Here is a 16,032-nt window from a genome sequence, read left to right as displayed (position 1 = left end):
CATCATCCTACGATTATTTTGCAGAAATGGAAGCCTGCAATTTTTCCCAACGTTCGGCACAATGGGAATTATCATCCTTCCCTCGTTCATAATATTTCAAAGCTTGGGAAAGATCGACAGGTACCCCGATACCATCCTCATACACCCTCCCCATCAAATAACAAAGAGAACCTGAAGAATCATCTTTCGTAAAATCCTCCAGTTCATGAAGAAGGTCCGGCACCCGGCTCAAATCTCTGCCCGGAAATTCCGGATGTTCCAGCAACAAGGAAAGCATTGCCATCCTGATAGCTTCCGGGAGCATAACAAGGAAATTTCCACTTCTTCTTTTATTCGCCACATTAGGCACACATGTCATATCCTTGGGATCTACACGTTCCAATGCTCGTTCATAGCACCTCCATGCCTCTCCATGATCAACATGCAGCAATCGTTCCTGTTCAAGCAAATATCCCTGCACAAAAGCAGCACAGGGATCTCCCTTATCCGCCTGCTGCCGAACCTTTTCAATGTAGGCGCCGGCCAATTCCGGACGGATTTCCTCCGTTCTCATCATCAAGTAGCTCAACACCTGATCTGCTCCATATACGGCAACGGCATCATCCCACTGTTTTTCAATATCCTCAGCATTTTTTGCAACATACAAAGGAGAAAGATCATAGCCTGTCACCCGTTCCTGGAATAATTGTTGTCCTCTGGCAAATCTCTCATTCCAATTCTTTTGATCTATATAATAATAATTCAGGATTTTCCCATTATAGTTGTCCAAACATATCAGAACATTGAGCCGGCAGATATACGGAGCATACCCGTGTTCCACCAGCAAACGACTGTACCGGAATACATCTTCCCAATCCTCACGAGAAAAATAGTCCAAACCATTCAATCCATACCCCAGCCAAGAACTCATACACGCCAAACTTCCCCTCCGGGCTCCCAGCCTAGCGTATTCAGCCGCTTCACGGAAGTTGCGCATGGCAACCGTATCCTCGGCATCCAGCACCCCCATGCCAACACATGCGTGCCAAACGCTTTCCCTCGCAAATCCCGGCAACAACTTGATTATTCTGGAGCATAACGATGCTTTCATCTCTCTTTTGATCTCCCTGCTATACTCATCTATCTGTCCTCCTTCAAAAGCGATTGCCGCTAGATCCTCCATTGCCCTGAGATCACCTGATTTCGCTCGTTCCCGCAAAACATTCCATAAAATATCCCTCTCTTTTGGAAGAATTGAGGCAGAAAACACGATATCCCTCATCATCCTGTACGCCGACGCATCTCCGTTCCGTATACATTCCATGAAATCTCCATATCCGGGGAGCACCGTGTAATCGAAACCTGATGGAGTCGTGTAACTGCATCCGGACATTGACCGAGTAAGGTTCTTTCTGATTTCCTTTTGATAAATGGAAGAACAATTCTTCAAGAACTTTGCCTCCGGACGCCCCAATGACTCCGCTTTGTCCAGCCAGTAATGGATCGTCCGTGTCCGGTTCCAACTCCAAACTAATTCCGGAACCATGCCTCCCCCTCCCATTCTCCACGCCATCACCATGCACGCTTCCGCATCACCTCCTCGAGCTCGCTGCAGACATTCTCGGATACTGATCTCATCAAGACGCAAGGATTCTGTATCCGGCAGTTTTACCTCCATCTCCGGGTAGGGCACTTTCTCCCGGTCACGAAGGTCTTCCTGCTGTAACGCCAACGCATTATCTTCCTCTCTCTTCCGCCTCAGCACATGTTCCAGTACCTCTTTCCGCATGGGAGTAATCGTACAAATAGCATCTGCATACTCCGGCCTTACATCCCCTATCATTATATTCCAAGCAGCCGGATAAAGAGCTCGGCGCTCATTCCAGAGCTTCCGCTGCTGCTCGGAATAGCTGTCCCCATACTCGGGAACCGCAGGCCACAGCACCACGCCTGCAAGCATTGCCAGCAGAAGCAACAGGGAAATCAATATGGATTTCTTCTTCATTGATACTCTTTCATCATGAATGGGGTTTTCATTCGGACTTCGCCTGGGATTTTTGCAGGCGATCATAGCCATCGGAACTGTCGGCATACGAGCTGCCACGTGCATAATATTCCAGCGCTTTTTTCCTGTCGGGGGGCACTCCAATGCCATCTTCGTAGATACGTCCCAGAATGTAACATATCAACCCATCGGTTTTCGACAAATGCTTGTCACTCATATTCAAAGCAAACGCAGTAGCCACCTCCTCATCTCTCCCTGGAAAATCGGGATAACGCACAATCATCGACGCTTGCATCACAATGCCCATTCTTTCCAGCCAGCTACTGATATACTTATTCTTGTCCTCCGGATCCCAAAAACTTATTGGCTTAATCCCGAATGGTCCCAGATTCTTTTTCACCTTCCCATAACAACTCCAAGCCTTTCCCAAATCCCGAGTAACCCATCTCCCCTCCTCGTACAATTTTCCCAGCACAAGCCAAGCCAGTGGATCCCCTTCATCAGCCCATTCCTTCACCTTCTCGGCATAAATAGCAGCAACTTCGGGGGAGGCTTTCCAATAATGCCTATGGAGTAGCATTTGGTTGAGAACGGCATCGCTCCCATGAACCATCAATATATCATCCAATTCCCGTATGGCGGAATCAGGAGTCGTTCCATGCGTCAAATTCAAGACATCAACCGAAACATCTCCCCGTACCTTCAATGACTTTATGGCGCGCGTACAGGCATCATCCAAGACTGATGCAGAATAGTAAGAGGCCATCATTTCACCATCGAAACGCCTTGGCGAAGGATAATAATCACGCCCATACAAATACGGTGCATACCCGCGTTCCCTCAGAATGCGATCATAGCGAAACACATCTTCCCAGTCCTCTCTCGTCCAGAAATTCATGCACCACTGACCACACTGGAGCCAATAGTCCATCCCCATTAAACTCCCCTGTTTGGCAGCCATACGTGCATACTCGGTCGCTTCCCGGAACTCCTTCATCGCTTTCGTCGAATCGGCATCAATCAAGCCAATATCCATGAGAAGCACACGAACATTATTCTGCATGGTTTCCGGAAATGCCCCCACTACCCTCATTCCCCATGATTGCTTGAGATCTTCGCAAACATTTTCCCTTTGCGCGTACAGAGAACAATCAAAAAGCAACGATGCAATATTTTCCATACTCGTCACATCACCAGTCTTCGCACGAGATCGCAAAACCTCTCTGATCCGAGATTCCTCAAGATCGGGCATCTTAAAACTGCCCAACATCCCTCGCATCAACCTGTACACCATCAAATCCCCATTTTGAAGACATTGGCTGAATTCATTATACCCAGGGAGGTATTTATAGTCAGGGCACCGATTTGACCATACCAGAAATCCATTTCCAGGGGCTATGTCTAAATTTTTCCTGATCTCCTTCGCCATCATGGCACTGAAATGTCGCAGGAATTGAGTCCCAGGCCGTCCCAATGACTCCGCCTTCGCCAACCAGAAATCCATATCCCGCGCCTGACGCCAACTCCAACCATACTTACTCACATAACCATAGTCCCTCCAGTAGTTAAAACATATCTGATGCCACGCCATCACCAGGCAGGCATCGGCATCCCCGCCTTGAGCCCGTTGAAGACATTCGCGTACTGTCATGCAATCCACACGCAAAGAAGAAATATCATCCGGTATGCCAACAAGCAGATCACAAGGAGGCTTCTCCTTCTCGCAAAGAGATCTCTGCTGTTGTTTCAAGATAAGTTCCTGCTCCCCTTTCTTCTCCAGTACCTCATCCAGTCGGGCTTTATCCAAGGAGGAAATTGCTGCCAAATAATCATCATTCACAGGAGTCAGTCTACAAAATGTCCACGCCATCGGATACAACGCCCGGCGCTCATTCCAGAGCTTCCGCTGCTGCTCGGAATAACTGTCCCCGTACTCCGGCGAAGAAGTCCACCACAGCCCCACGCCTGCAAGCACCGCCAGCAGGAGGGCAAACACTGTGATGATCATTTTCCTGTTCATTATTCTTCCTTCTGGTCTGGAGGAGCAAACTCCGCCTGTAACTTTTCCCAGCGTTCACTACATGGAGCGTATGTTCTACCTTGGGAGTAACAATCCATCGCCTTCTTTTTATCCGGCTGGATACCAATGCCATCTTCATACACCCGCCCAATCAGGTACAACAAGACGCCAAGCTTATCCCATTTCACCAATGTTGACAAATCTTCCGTTACATCAAACACAAACGAAGGATTCCTGCCCGGAAACTCGGGATGTCTGATCGCCATAGAAATCAACGCCATTTTCGCGGCCTCCGGCAATCTGGCCATTGAAAGATGTCCATTTACACAAAAATCACGGTAAAAAAGATTCGTTAAATCTTTGTTTGAACTCCTGCGCGTCGCTTCCACATAGCAATCCCAGGCTTTCCCCAAATCGCGGGTTCTCCATATACCCTCCTCCAAAATGCAACCCAGAACATACAATCCGAAGGGGTCTCCCTCATCAGCCAAAGCCTGTACCTTATCCGCACAAACAGCAGATACATCTGCGGGAATAAATGAGGCGTTGTTCTGAATCAATTGAAGCAAAATCTGCCTCAATACGACGTCACTTCCCCGCCAGGAGCACCATTCCGCCAGCTTCTTTTTTGCATCACCGTTTTTCTTAACGTCTTCTAAAAAATCTTGAAACCAGATCTCTTCCCCTCGAATAAATGCATCCTGCTTCCCCAACAAGCTTTTCCCCACGGCATCGGAACCATAACAACACTCCAGTATCTCACGATCCAGCTTGGGACCTTGCATGACTCTGGATATTGTGAGATAAGGCATATAGCCCTTCTCTATCAACGTACGGTAATAACGGAACACATCCTCCCAATCCTCACGGGAATAGAAATTCCGGTTCCAAAGTCCATAACTCAGCCAATAGGACATCCCTGCCAAACTCCCCAATCGGGCAGCCCTCCGTGCATTTTCGACACCCTCACGGTAATTTTGCACCGTTGATGTGTCCGCAACATCCAACACCCCCATGCGAACGAGTATATTCCGCCCGTCTTCCTGCCACTTCCCCGGAATATTCCTCTCCAAAAACCTACTCCAGGTAGAATGATCAAGTTCCCATGAAATATCCTCCTCCCAATGAATATTGATCTGATCCAAGGCTAAAGCCGCCAAATCCTCCATCGCCTGTACATCACCCGTTTTCACTTTCCGTCTCAATCCCTCACGCAGGAGGTCGATATCCCGGTCGGGCAGTCTATGGCAAAACACAATGTCCCGCACCAAAAAGTAAGGCAGGATATCCCCCTGACGCATACTCTCCTCAAATTCCCCATAACCCGGCAAGCCCGTATAATCCGGGCAAGCCACATTCGAGTAACCATATCCGGTAAGAGAATCCTTTTCAATCAGTTTGCTGGATTCAACTTGAATCATTCGGCAAAAGTTCTTCAAGAACAACGCCCCGGGACGTTTCAATGCTTCCGCTCGGGAAAGCCAGGCATCCAAGTCTCGCATACTTCGCCAACTAAGCAGATTTTCTGAATTATTCGTGATAGACCTCCATGCCATCACCATGCAGGCATCAGCATCGCCCCCCTGCGCCCGTTGCCAACATTCCCTCCTGGAAAGTTCAAAAGCCCGTAGAGAAGCCAGATCCAACTCCTAGCTGGGAGTACATTGAAAGACGGGCTTCTCGCGATCCCGAAGCGCCACCTGCTCCTTCTTCAATCCCTCATCCTTTGCCTTCTTTTGATCTCGAATACCCGTCCATGAGGCATCATCCTTTGGGGCAATCATGTTCAGATAACGGGTTGAGTTCAGCTCAAGCGTCCACATTGACCAAAGAGCCGGAGAAAGCTGTCTCCTCTCGTTCCACAACCTCCGTTGTTGCTCGGAATAGCTATCCCCATACCTCAGGCTATCGGCATAAAACAGCCATCCCGCCGCCACGGCGACAAGTAACACTCCGCAGAGGATAAGAATGAATTTCTTCTTTGTGGAATACATTAATATTCACCCTATCACGATTTTCCCGAATGAACAGATTTTTGCAACCGTTTCCAGCCTTCTTCGCAACCGGTAGAGTTCCCCTGCCCCTTATCGTAATATTCAAGAGCCTTTTCCTTGTCCACGAGAACACCAATACCATTCTCATAGACACGGCCAAACAGAAAGTCCACATCGGATGGGCAGGAAGCCTCCTTCAATTGCTCCAAATCCCGCAATAGAGATGGAACGAGCTTCGGATCCCGTCCCGGGAATTCCTGGTGAAGGCAAAGCAAACGTAGCAATCCCATTCTGGCGGCATCCTGGAGCCTGCAATCAACTGTTTCAAAAAACAGGCTCCCGGCCTCCCCAATGACTCCGCTCTGGATAGCCAATACTCCCTATCGCGCGTTTGCCTCCAAGTCAATATATCAGCAAAAATCAACTTGGAAGACGAGACATTGGTAACCATGGCAAGACAGGAATCCGCATCTCCTCCCCTGGCCCGCTCCAAACATTCCAGGGACGATATCCTATCCGCAGGAAGAGAAGATAAGTCCGGTTCCCTTGTCAAATCGAACATAAAAGGCGTTTTTTCAGAATCCCTCAGATCGAGTTGTTTCTTTCTCAGCACTTTATCGCGCCTTATGGTTTGTTCAAATTCTTCTTTCTCGACAGGGAGGAAGCCGCCACTCCTCAGAATGTCAAGGAATACATACACCTCCGAACTTTTACCGTCGTATTGAGTATCTCTGCCATCGTATTGCCAGAATACCGGGAACAAAGCTCTCCTCTCGTTCCAAAGTTCCCTCTGCCTCTCCGAGTAGCCATCGCCGTATTGAGGCCGGCATAACCAGCACACCATACCCGATATCGCGCCCAGCAGAACGATCGATGCAAACAACACGGTCTTCTTCATTCCTTCTCTCCTTAACACCCACTCTACCATATCTTTTCGAATTGAATACATTTTAAAGTTCCTGACACGATCTTATCCATGAGTACCAATAGGGGAGAAAAAACAAAGGATCGCCTATTGATCGTCAATAATCAGTAATTCTCCCTTTGTCGCGGCACGGTAAAAGCCTTCTTCATTGCCGGATAAATGGCAGGAAGGATTGTAAAGCTGTTTCGGAAAACACACCGTATGACGGTCCGATACATAGCGGTGCAGGAACGATGCCCACCAACTGAAAGTACTGGGCGCCCCAACCAAATGGTCGTAGGCAGTCAAACGAACAAAATCATCCAGATCGCTGCCATCCCGAACAACTTGAATATCCATCCCCATCCCATGTAAGGCGCGATCGACAAGACAGCAAGCCATCTCCACGGAATCCCTGTCGGTAAACACATCCACCCTGCGTGAAGCTCCCCGTTTCAACTGAAAACTCACGGCACGCCGAATGTAATCCGGCGTCACCAGGTGAAAACGGTTCCTTAATTTGCAATAATCACCCAGCCGAAGATGGAGTCCGATCCTTTCTGTTTCCTGAGTATCCGCCGCAAGAGAAGCAAATTGCTCGGCCACGAAGTCAAGGTCACTCGAAAAGTATCCTACATTTTGCCAATACCCATCCATCAGAATCAGTTTTTCAGCACAGTCCGGGATGTCGATATATTGTTTAGAGTGTAACTGTACGATACGGCACGTACTCGTTTCTTTCCTGTTCCAAAGAATAAAACGGCTCCGGACGATACGCCGGACAGCCTCATCCGTACTGTGCTGGTGCGAGTGAAATATATTGCCGGGCTGGACAACAAACAGACGCTTTAATTTCAAGGCTGTCCCCAATCCGGAAGCAAGTTGGAAAAGCTGGTTGCCCAGACCGCAGTACAATTTGACAGTTAAAAGCTTTTCCGACAAACAAGACTCCGGGGCATGATCATCTTTCCTCTCTGAATTCAGACTTCCCGATATGGTCGGACATGCTGGCGTAGAATAAATTTCTTCTTTCATCATTCTTGATTCCGGTATAGCCCGTTCACGACCATACCCAATCACAACATGCCCCAATCGTCCGAACATTCAACACGTGTAACACGGTCAAAACCACCAGGACGAATAAGCGGCTTCTTCACAGATGGAACAAAAAAAAAATGCCACCCGGCAACATCGGATGATAAACCTTTACACAAATTCAACGGTAGCGTCGGGCAAGGCCTTGAGGAAACGGAGACCGTACCGGCGCGTCGAAACCCGGGAATCAAGAATCACGACCATCCCTTTGTCTTTTTTGGTACGAATCAGCCTTCCAACACCTTGCCGGAGTTTGAGAATGGCCTCCGGAACAGAATATTCCATGAAGGGATTGCCTCCGCGGGCAGTAATACGCTCGAACCGGGACTCCACCAAAGGGTGATCCGGTACTTCAAACGGCAGACGCGTCACGATCACGTTGGAAAGAGCTTCGCCAGGCACATCAACCCCTGTCCAAAAACTATCCGTACCAAACAGGATACTATGAACATCGCGACGGAACTCCTGCAATAAGGCATCGCGGCTCATTCCCTGCCCCTGCACCAGAAGGCGCCAGCCGCGGGATTCGCAAAACGCCGCGACCTTGTCCGCAATCTCGCGCATCAGCCTGTAACTCGTAAACAGGACAAATGCACGCCCCTGCGACTCATCCAGATAGCGGGTAATCCAACCGGGAAGTTGTTCGGCATATTCCGGACGGTCGGGCTCCGGCATCGAACGGGCAATAACCAGGCGCATTTGTTCTCGGTACTCAAAAGGACTGCCGATCTGCACGCTTTCCACATTTTCGGCGCCGACACGCCCGGCAAAATATTTCATCCCGGCATCGCCCGTACCGAGAGTCGCAGACGTCAGCACGACGCCTCTTCCCACGGAAAACAATTTCTCCTTCAGGATGGCAGCCACTTCAACGGGAGCGGAACTGACAATCGTATTCTTACCTTCCATCCCGGTCTTTTCAGCCCAATAGACGGAATCTTCGTCCCCTAGTTCCAGTAGGCTCTTCAACGCAACGCGGTACTCTTCCATCTTGATGGCGTAATCCTGAAGTTCAGCCTTTGAAATGTCGCTTTCCATCTCTTCCGACGCTTCTTTGAGGGCGACTACAAGTTCAGCCAGAGGCAGACTAAGGAGATCCTGGGACCAATCCGGCGTCATTAACCGCAAGGGACGGGACTTGTTTTCCAAACCCAGATCCTGCCGGACATTTTCAAAAAAGAGATCGCAGGCATCCAGCGTCTCCTGAATACAGGTGAACAGCCCCACATTGCCAGTCGGACGGAGCAGCCCCTTTCTGGTCTTAGGGTTGAAAAGACGCATCAACTCGTACTTCAATTGAGCCTGCGACACCTGGACGCCAAGTTGTCTGGCAGCAATATTTTCAATCGTATGGGCTTCATCCAGGATGACGAAATCTCCCGGATAGATGAATCCTCCCGGTCCGTCTTCCTCTTCATCGCCTTGTCCCAGAAGGCCGAAAAACAACGTATGGTTCAACACAACTACCTTTGCTTCCTGAACCATGCGGCGGGCAGCCTGATACGGACAATTCGGACCGCAATTACGCATCGTACAAAGATGGGGTTCGCTGCACACCATCGACCAAACTTTCGGGGAAGGCTTGAATTTAAAATCGCTCAGGCTTGTGTAATTTCCCTCACGGAACAATTCGTAGATACGGCGGACTTCTTCCGTTTCCGTAGATGAAAACAAGTCGTCCGTCTGCTGCAGGGCGCGTCTCAGGCGAGTATGGCACAGGTAATTCTGCCTCCCTTTCAGCAAAGCGGCGGAAAAATCCTCTCCCAAGGCATCCCTCAAAATAGGAATGTCTTTGCCGAACAGCTGTTCCTGCAAATTAATCGTATGGGTTGAAATAATGGCCTTCCGGTCATAGTCCAAAGCAAACCGAAGGGCAGGCAGCAAATACCCCAGCGATTTGCCTACGCCGGTACCGGCCTCTACAAGCAACGGAGAATCCGTAACCAGAGCCCGGGCGACAGCCTCCGCCATCCGCTGCTGCTCCGGGCGGTACTCAAAATCCTGAGCTGCGGAGAACAGCCCATTCGGAGAAAAGGCATCGTGAACGTATTTCTCCAATCCGGCAGTCGGCCCACCGCAAAAAACATCATGGATTCCGATCACCGGAAACGAAAAAATCAGGGAAGAATCTTCTGGGAAACCGGCGGCTGAACAATATTCAACGGAACATCGTAGATCAGATTCCGCAAGTCATTCAAATTAATCGTCGTACCATCGATAAACGACCAGGCATCAGTCCCGATTTTAGCAATGGCATACAGGAATCCTTTTTTTTCCACGCGTACCGTTTGTCCCGTCTGGGGGTTCTTGACGGAAACCACCGTGCGCGTCGGAAGAACAACCAGTTTCTCCGTATTCCCCTTCACGGAATATTCACCGACCGGAGACATGACATCGAAAGCCTCAAGCTTGATTCCCTGCTGCTTGATGGTCTCGCCCATCTTGCGGTAGGTATCCTCCAATTCCTTCATTCCTCCGTTGAGATTATGGGCCAGCTTGTTTTTCAACGCCGGATACATTTTCTCCACCATCCACATCATGTCACCTGTTTTCACGGCGCCCGACAACTCGCGGGCCGCTTTCTGAGCGGAAGCGGCATCCTGTGCCAGAGAGAGCCCGGCGAACATCAACATACAGAAAAAAACCTTGATCATAACCATGGGAACTACCCTGTTTCTCATTCGGAGTCAAGAACACAGCCCGCACCGCACATTCCGCACCATGTCCACAACGTAGGATCCAATTCTTCCAGAGCCTTCCCGGCGATCTCACATCCCCGCTCTACAGAATCCACCAAGGCGAACATTGTCGAGCCTGAACCGGACATCATCGCCACGCGCACACCCTCCCGAGCAAGCAGCCAACGCTTCACCTCGGCAAGGAATATAAACTTCTCAAAAACAGGACGTTCCAAATCATTAACAAACTCCACCCCCTGCCAATCCACAGGGCCATACGGTATCCCCGGCAAATATGAAGAAGACGCCCAGCGCCTGTATGCATCAGGAGTGGAAACTCCAAAGGACGGTTTCAACAAAAGAACGGGAGAGGAAAAACCGCACTCGGATGCCGATGCTTTTTCCACAATTTCCCCACGCCCTGTACAACGGCATATTGATTTCAGAACAAAAAATCCGACATCGGAGCCCAATTCCCCCGCCAGCCCGACGAGATGTTCATCGGACATTCCAGCGTTTTCCAAACGGTTCAACGCCATCAACACAGCAGCAGCATCACTGCTGCCTCCTCCCAATCCCGCACCGTGGGGAACGTTTTTCATGAGAGAAACCGTCCAATTCAGTGTTCTCCCCAATTCCTTTTCCATCATGCGGGCAGCCTTCATCACCAAGTTGGATTCATCCACCGGCACACCGGGCGTATCGCACACGAGCCGCATTCCCCCCAAAGAATGTTCGAACGCAAGTTCGTCAGCCAGTTGCAACGGTGCCATCAGCGTGTCAACAGCATGGAAACCGTCCCCTCGCTTACCCAGGACTCGCAGGGATAGATTGATTTTACAGGGGGCCTTGCAACGGAACATGCTTCTTGTTTGACCTCCCGCAACGCTTCCGTCAAGCCTGCAATGCACGCAGATTCTCCACAAAACGTCACCAAGACAATCTATTCCTCAACACGGAAACACCTATGTCATACGCTCACAATCAGAGTATTCCGCCTTTCCTAAACATGTACCGTACATGAAGCCTTATTCATACTTCCTCAGAAAAAACTACGAGAAAAATACCCGTAAGTCCAATTTTTCAAAAACAATAAGATTATTTCATAATATGCTTATTATTATGTTTTTATCAAAAAAAAAATATTTTTAACTTATTGACAATTTCAAACAAGAAAATAATCATCATCCCCATCAGTCATGCAAAAAGTAGCACTCATCTCCGGCATCACGGGTCAGGACGGATCGTTCCTGGCGGAATTTCTTCTTGAAAAAGGTTACGAAATCCATGGGATCATGCGACGTTCGTCCTCCTTCAACACGGGACGCATTGAGCATATGTATCTCAATGAATGGGTTCGGGACATGAAACGCCACCGTGCCATCAACCTTCATTACGGCGACATGACCGACTCCAGCTCCCTCATTCGCATCATCCAATCCATCCAGCCGGACGAAATCTACAACCTGGCCGCTCAAAGCCACGTAAAAGTCAGCTTTGACGTTCCGGAATACACCGCGGAAGCAGATGCCATCGGCACGCTCCGCATGCTGGAAGCTATCCGCATGCTCGGCATGGCAGACAAGACAAGAATCTACCAGGCATCCACCTCGGAACTCTTCGGCCTCGTCCAGGAAGTGCCGCAAAAGGAAACGACTCCCTTCTATCCCCGGTCCCCCTACGGCGTCGCCAAGCAATACGGCTTCTGGATCACAAAAAACTACCGGGAATCGTACAATATGTTCGCCGTCAACGGAATCCTCTTCAATCACGAAAGCGAACGTCGAGGGGAAACATTCGTCACCCGTAAAATCACACTCGCGGCAAGCCGTATTGCCCAGGGATTGCAGGAAAAACTCTACATGGGAAACCTGGATGCCAAACGCGACTGGGGTTACGCCAAAGATTACGTCGAATGCATGTGGCTAATGCTCCAGCACGATGACCCGGAGGACTTCGTCATCGCCACGGGAGAAATGCACAGCGTCCGGGAATTCTGTACACTCGCCTTCCGCGAAGCCGGTATCGACCTGGCGTGGATCGGGGAAGGAATCCCCGAACAGGGTATCGACCGGGCCACAGGAAGAATCCTCATCGAAGTCGATCCGAAGTATTTCCGACCGGCGGAAGTGGAACAACTCCTGGGAGACCCCACCAAGGCAAAAACGCTCTTGGGATGGAATCCCAGGAAGACCTCGTTTGAAGAATTGGTTCGCATCATGATGAATCACGACATGGATTTTGTCGCACGCCAGCAACGCGTCTAAGCCTCCGAAACCATGGACAAAGACAGTAAAATCTACGTTGCCGGGCATCGTGGCCTGGTCGGCTCCGCCATCTGGAATAACCTCCGGCAAAAAGGGTTCTCCAACCTGGTTGGAAAAAGCCACGCCGAATTGGATCTGATGGATGCCTCCGCCGTCAGGGAGTTTTTCCTCCGGGAGCGTCCCGAATACGTATTCCTGGCTGCCGCCTATGTCGGAGGGATCATGGCCAATAGCACCTACCGGGCGGATTTCATCTACAACAACCTGCAGATCCAGCAAAACGTCATCGGAGAAAGCTTCCGAACGAATGTCAAAAAGCTCCTTTTCCTAGGTAGTACCTGTATCTATCCCCGGCATGCGGAACAACCTATCCGCGAAGATGCCTTGCTCACGTCACCTCTGGAATACACCAACGAACCCTATGCCATCGCCAAAATCGCAGGGCTGAAAATGTGCGAAAGCTTCAATATCCAGTACGGTACCAACTACCTGGCAGTCATGCCGACCAACCTCTACGGGCCTCATGATAATTTCGATCTGGAACGAAGCCACGTTCTACCGGCAATGATACGTAAAATCCATCTTGCACGATGCCTGGACAAAGGCGACAGGGATGCAGTCAAGCATGATCTGGACAAACGCCCCGTCAACGGCGTTACCGGACAATCCTCCGAATCGGACATCCTCCAGGCTCTTGCCGCCCATGGTATCACTCCCGGAACACTCCAATTGTGGGGAACGGGTTCCCCCCTCCGCGAATTCCTCTGGAGCGAAGACATGGCGGACGCCTGCGTCTACATCATGGAGCATATCGATTTCCCCGATCTGGCTTCCGGTCGTACAGAAATCCGCAACTGCCACATCAACATTGGCTCCGGCCATGAAATCACTATTCAGCAACTCTCCGGTCTCATCTCCCAAACTCTCGGATACACAGGTGAAATCATTTTCGATTCATCCAAACCGGATGGCACCATGCGCAAGTTAACGGATGTTTCAAAACTCCATCATCTCGGGTGGTGCCATACTGTTGACATAGAGGAAGGCATCCGGAGACTTTGCCGATGGTATCTGGACAACTGATTCCTTCGTTTGTCGAAAGAGCAGGGAAACGGCTTGTTTTTTTTATTTCGTTCCATCCCGGCGGACAGTGATTTTGCTTCTCAATGCCAAGTCTTACAGATATATTCAGCCATCCCATTACGTAATTCATGGCCTATAACGAAGACAGCATTCGCACACTCGACTGGAAGGAACATATCCGGTTGCGCCCCGGCATGTACATCGGCAAACTGGGCGATGGTTCCTCCCCCGACGATGGCATTTACGTTCTTCTCAAGGAAGTTCTCGACAACTCCATCGACGAATTCGTCATGGGGTTCGGCAAGAAAATCACCATCGACATCTCTCCGGACGGCACCTGCGAAGTCCGGGACTTCGGACGCGGTATCCCTCTGGGCAAACTCTTCGACTGCGCCTCCCAAATCAACACCGGAGCCAAATACGACAGTGAAGCCTTCAAAAAATCAGTCGGCCTCAATGGTGTCGGCATCAAAGCAGTCAACGCTCTCTCCTCATTCTTCGAAATCCAGGCCTACCGGGACGGAGAAACGCGTTCCTTCCAGTTTTCTCTAGGAGAAGAAATCCCCGAAGCCAGTAAGGAAGGCCCCACAGACGAACCGGACGGTACACGCGTCGCCTTCCGCGTCGACACCACCACATTTCCCGTCGGCACCAACATCCGCATGGAATATGTGGAAAAAATGTGCCGCTACTACAGTTATCTCAATACTGGTTTATCCCTCATCCTCAACGGCAAAAAGTTCACATCCAAAAACGGCCTGCTCGACCTTTTGGAAGAAGCCATGAGCGACGAACCGCTCTACCCCATCATCCACCTGTCCGGCCCCGACATCGAAGTCGCCTTCACCCACGGAGGACAATATGGGGAAGAATACTACTCTTTCGTCAACGGTCAGCACACCACACAGGGAGGAACCCACCAGGCGGCCTTCCGCGAAGCCATCGTCAAAACCTTCCGGGACTTCTTCCACAAAAACTACGAAGCGAGCGATATCCGCTCGTCCATCGTTGCTGCTATCTCAATCAAAGTTACGGAACCCGTCTTCGAATCCCAGACGAAAACCAAACTCGGGTCCAACACCATCTCGCCGGGAGGCGAAACCATCCGGACCTTTGTCGGCAACTTCATCTCACACGAACTCGATAACTATCTCCATAAAAACCCGGATACGGCCAAGGCTATCGAAAACAAGATCAAAGATGCCGAACGAGAACGCAAGGATCTCTCCGGTATCCAGAAACTTGCTCGGGAACGTGCCAAAAAAGCGAAAATCCACAATAAAAAGTTGCGAGACTGCCGAGTCCACTACGATACCAAGCACAAAAGGGCGGAAGAGACAACTCTCTTCATTACGGAAGGCGACTCCGCATCCGGCTCCATCACCACCGCCCGCGATGCGGAAATCCAGGCCGTTTTCTCCCTGCGGGGCAAGCCTCTCAACTCCTTCGGACTGACCCGGAAAGTCGTATACGAAAACGAGGAATTCAACCTTCTCCAGCACGCGCTCAACATTGAGAACGGCTTGGATGACCTCCGCTACAACCGCGTCGTCATCGCTACCGACGCCGATGTAGACGGCATGCACATCCGTTTGCTGCTCATGACCTTCTTCATCCAGTTCTTCCCGGAACTCCTACGCGAAGGCCATCTCTATATCCTGCAGACTCCCTTGTTCCGCGTCCGCAACAAACAAACGACCCGCTATTGCTACACAGACGAAGAACGGGAAACAGCCATCGCACAGCTGGGCCGCAACCCGGAAATCACCCGGTTCAAGGGACTGGGGGAAATTTCGCCGTCAGAGTTCAAATATTTTATCGGAGAAGACATCCGGCTGGATAAAGTCCGGCTGGAAGACTCCCACTCCATCAAACAGACATTGTTGTTCTACATGGGCAAAAACACACAGGATAGACAGGACTTCATCGTCCGCAACCTGCGTGTAGAATCCGATCCCGTCGGTGCCTGATCTCCCCCTTCTTCCTAAGCCCCCTGTTCCTTACCCT

Annotated in this window: 11 protein-coding genes; 3 read left to right on the top strand and 8 right to left on the bottom strand. The window is 50.3% G+C overall.

The annotated features are described in order from the left end of the window. Window positions 1-13: 13 nt before the first annotated feature. From QET40_RS03415 to ispE, 8 genes are all read right to left on the bottom strand, one after another. Entirely contained in the window at window positions 14-1,984 is a 1,971-nt protein-coding gene (locus tag QET40_RS03415; RefSeq protein ID WP_280125777.1) for a hypothetical protein, read from the bottom strand. A 28-nt stretch (window positions 1,985-2,012) separates the two neighbouring features. Further along, entirely contained in the window at window positions 2,013-4,004 is a 1,992-nt protein-coding gene (locus tag QET40_RS03410) for an SEL1-like repeat protein (RefSeq protein WP_280125776.1), read from the bottom strand. Further along, entirely contained in the window at window positions 4,004-4,855 is an 852-nt protein-coding gene (locus QET40_RS03405; RefSeq protein ID WP_280125775.1) for a hypothetical protein, read from the bottom strand. The genes QET40_RS03410 and QET40_RS03405 overlap by 1 nt, the downstream gene beginning before the upstream one ends. Before the next feature lie 1,157 nt (window positions 4,856-6,012). Continuing rightward, window positions 6,013-6,288 (bottom strand): SEL1-like repeat protein, encoded by a 276-nt coding sequence (locus tag QET40_RS03400; RefSeq protein ID WP_280125774.1) that lies wholly within the window; start codon window positions 6,286-6,288, stop codon window positions 6,013-6,015. A 722-nt stretch (window positions 6,289-7,010) separates the two neighbouring features. Beyond that, window positions 7,011-7,940, bottom strand: coding sequence for an alpha-1,2-fucosyltransferase (locus QET40_RS03395; RefSeq protein WP_280125773.1), 930 nt, complete (start codon window positions 7,938-7,940; stop codon window positions 7,011-7,013). 168 nt (window positions 7,941-8,108) lie between these two features. Beyond that, window positions 8,109-10,100, bottom strand: a complete 1,992-nt coding sequence (locus QET40_RS03390) for a helicase C-terminal domain-containing protein (protein ID WP_280125772.1) — start codon at window positions 10,098-10,100, stop codon at window positions 8,109-8,111. Between the two features lie 14 nt (window positions 10,101-10,114). Further along, window positions 10,115-10,651 carry a hypothetical protein gene (locus QET40_RS03385; protein WP_280125771.1) on the bottom strand — a complete coding sequence of 179 codons (537 nt, stop codon included), beginning with the start codon at window positions 10,649-10,651 and terminating at the stop codon, window positions 10,115-10,117. Window positions 10,652-10,674: 23 nt separating this feature from the next. Continuing rightward, window positions 10,675-11,538, bottom strand: a complete 864-nt coding sequence (gene ispE, locus QET40_RS03380) for a 4-(cytidine 5'-diphospho)-2-C-methyl-D-erythritol kinase (protein ID WP_280125770.1) — start codon at window positions 11,536-11,538, stop codon at window positions 10,675-10,677. Window positions 11,539-11,874: 336 nt separating this feature from the next. Here ispE and gmd point away from each other — a divergent pair, with 336 nt between their 5' ends. The 3 genes from gmd to QET40_RS03365 all read left to right on the top strand — a co-directional run bounded on the left by gmd (window position 11,875) and on the right by QET40_RS03365 (window position 15,995). Continuing rightward, complete coding sequence (gene gmd, locus QET40_RS03375) at window positions 11,875-12,942, top strand: GDP-mannose 4,6-dehydratase (protein ID WP_280125769.1); 1,068 nt, start codon at window positions 11,875-11,877, stop codon at window positions 12,940-12,942. 12 nt (window positions 12,943-12,954) lie between these two features. Beyond that, window positions 12,955-14,025 (top strand): GDP-L-fucose synthase, encoded by a 1,071-nt coding sequence (locus tag QET40_RS03370; RefSeq protein WP_280125768.1) that lies wholly within the window; start codon window positions 12,955-12,957, stop codon window positions 14,023-14,025. 128 nt (window positions 14,026-14,153) lie between these two features. Beyond that, complete coding sequence (locus QET40_RS03365) at window positions 14,154-15,995, top strand: DNA topoisomerase IV subunit B (protein WP_280125767.1); 1,842 nt, start codon at window positions 14,154-14,156, stop codon at window positions 15,993-15,995. Window positions 15,996-16,032 lie beyond the last annotated feature (37 nt).

It is taken from the genome of Akkermansia sp. N21169, from assembly GCF_029854675.1.
GTDB lineage: Bacteria > Verrucomicrobiota > Verrucomicrobiia > Verrucomicrobiales > Akkermansiaceae > Akkermansia.
This window is presented reverse-complemented; position numbering and strand designations above follow the sequence as displayed.

Bases quoted from the DNA above. Each gene is read 5' to 3' on its own strand.
- QET40_RS03415 (WP_280125777.1), bottom strand. From the start codon at position 1,984: ATGAAGAAGAAATCCATATTGATTTCCCTGTTGCTTCTGCTGGCAATG.
- QET40_RS03410 (WP_280125776.1), bottom strand. From the start codon at position 4,004: ATGAACAGGAAAATGATCATCACAGTGTTTGCCCTCCTGCTGGCGGTG.
- QET40_RS03400 (WP_280125774.1), bottom strand. From the start codon at position 6,288: ATGGGATTGCTACGTTTGCTTTGCCTTCACCAGGAATTCCCGGGACGG.
- QET40_RS03395 (WP_280125773.1), bottom strand. From the start codon at position 7,940: ATGATGAAAGAAGAAATTTATTCTACGCCAGCATGTCCGACCATATCG.
- QET40_RS03385 (WP_280125771.1), bottom strand. From the start codon at position 10,651: ATGATCAAGGTTTTTTTCTGTATGTTGATGTTCGCCGGGCTCTCTCTG.
- ispE (WP_280125770.1), bottom strand. From the start codon at position 11,538: ATGTTCCGTTGCAAGGCCCCCTGTAAAATCAATCTATCCCTGCGAGTC.
- gmd (WP_280125769.1), top strand. From the start codon at position 11,875: ATGCAAAAAGTAGCACTCATCTCCGGCATCACGGGTCAGGACGGATCG.
- QET40_RS03370 (WP_280125768.1), top strand. From the start codon at position 12,955: ATGGACAAAGACAGTAAAATCTACGTTGCCGGGCATCGTGGCCTGGTC.
- QET40_RS03365 (WP_280125767.1), top strand. From the start codon at position 14,154: ATGGCCTATAACGAAGACAGCATTCGCACACTCGACTGGAAGGAACAT.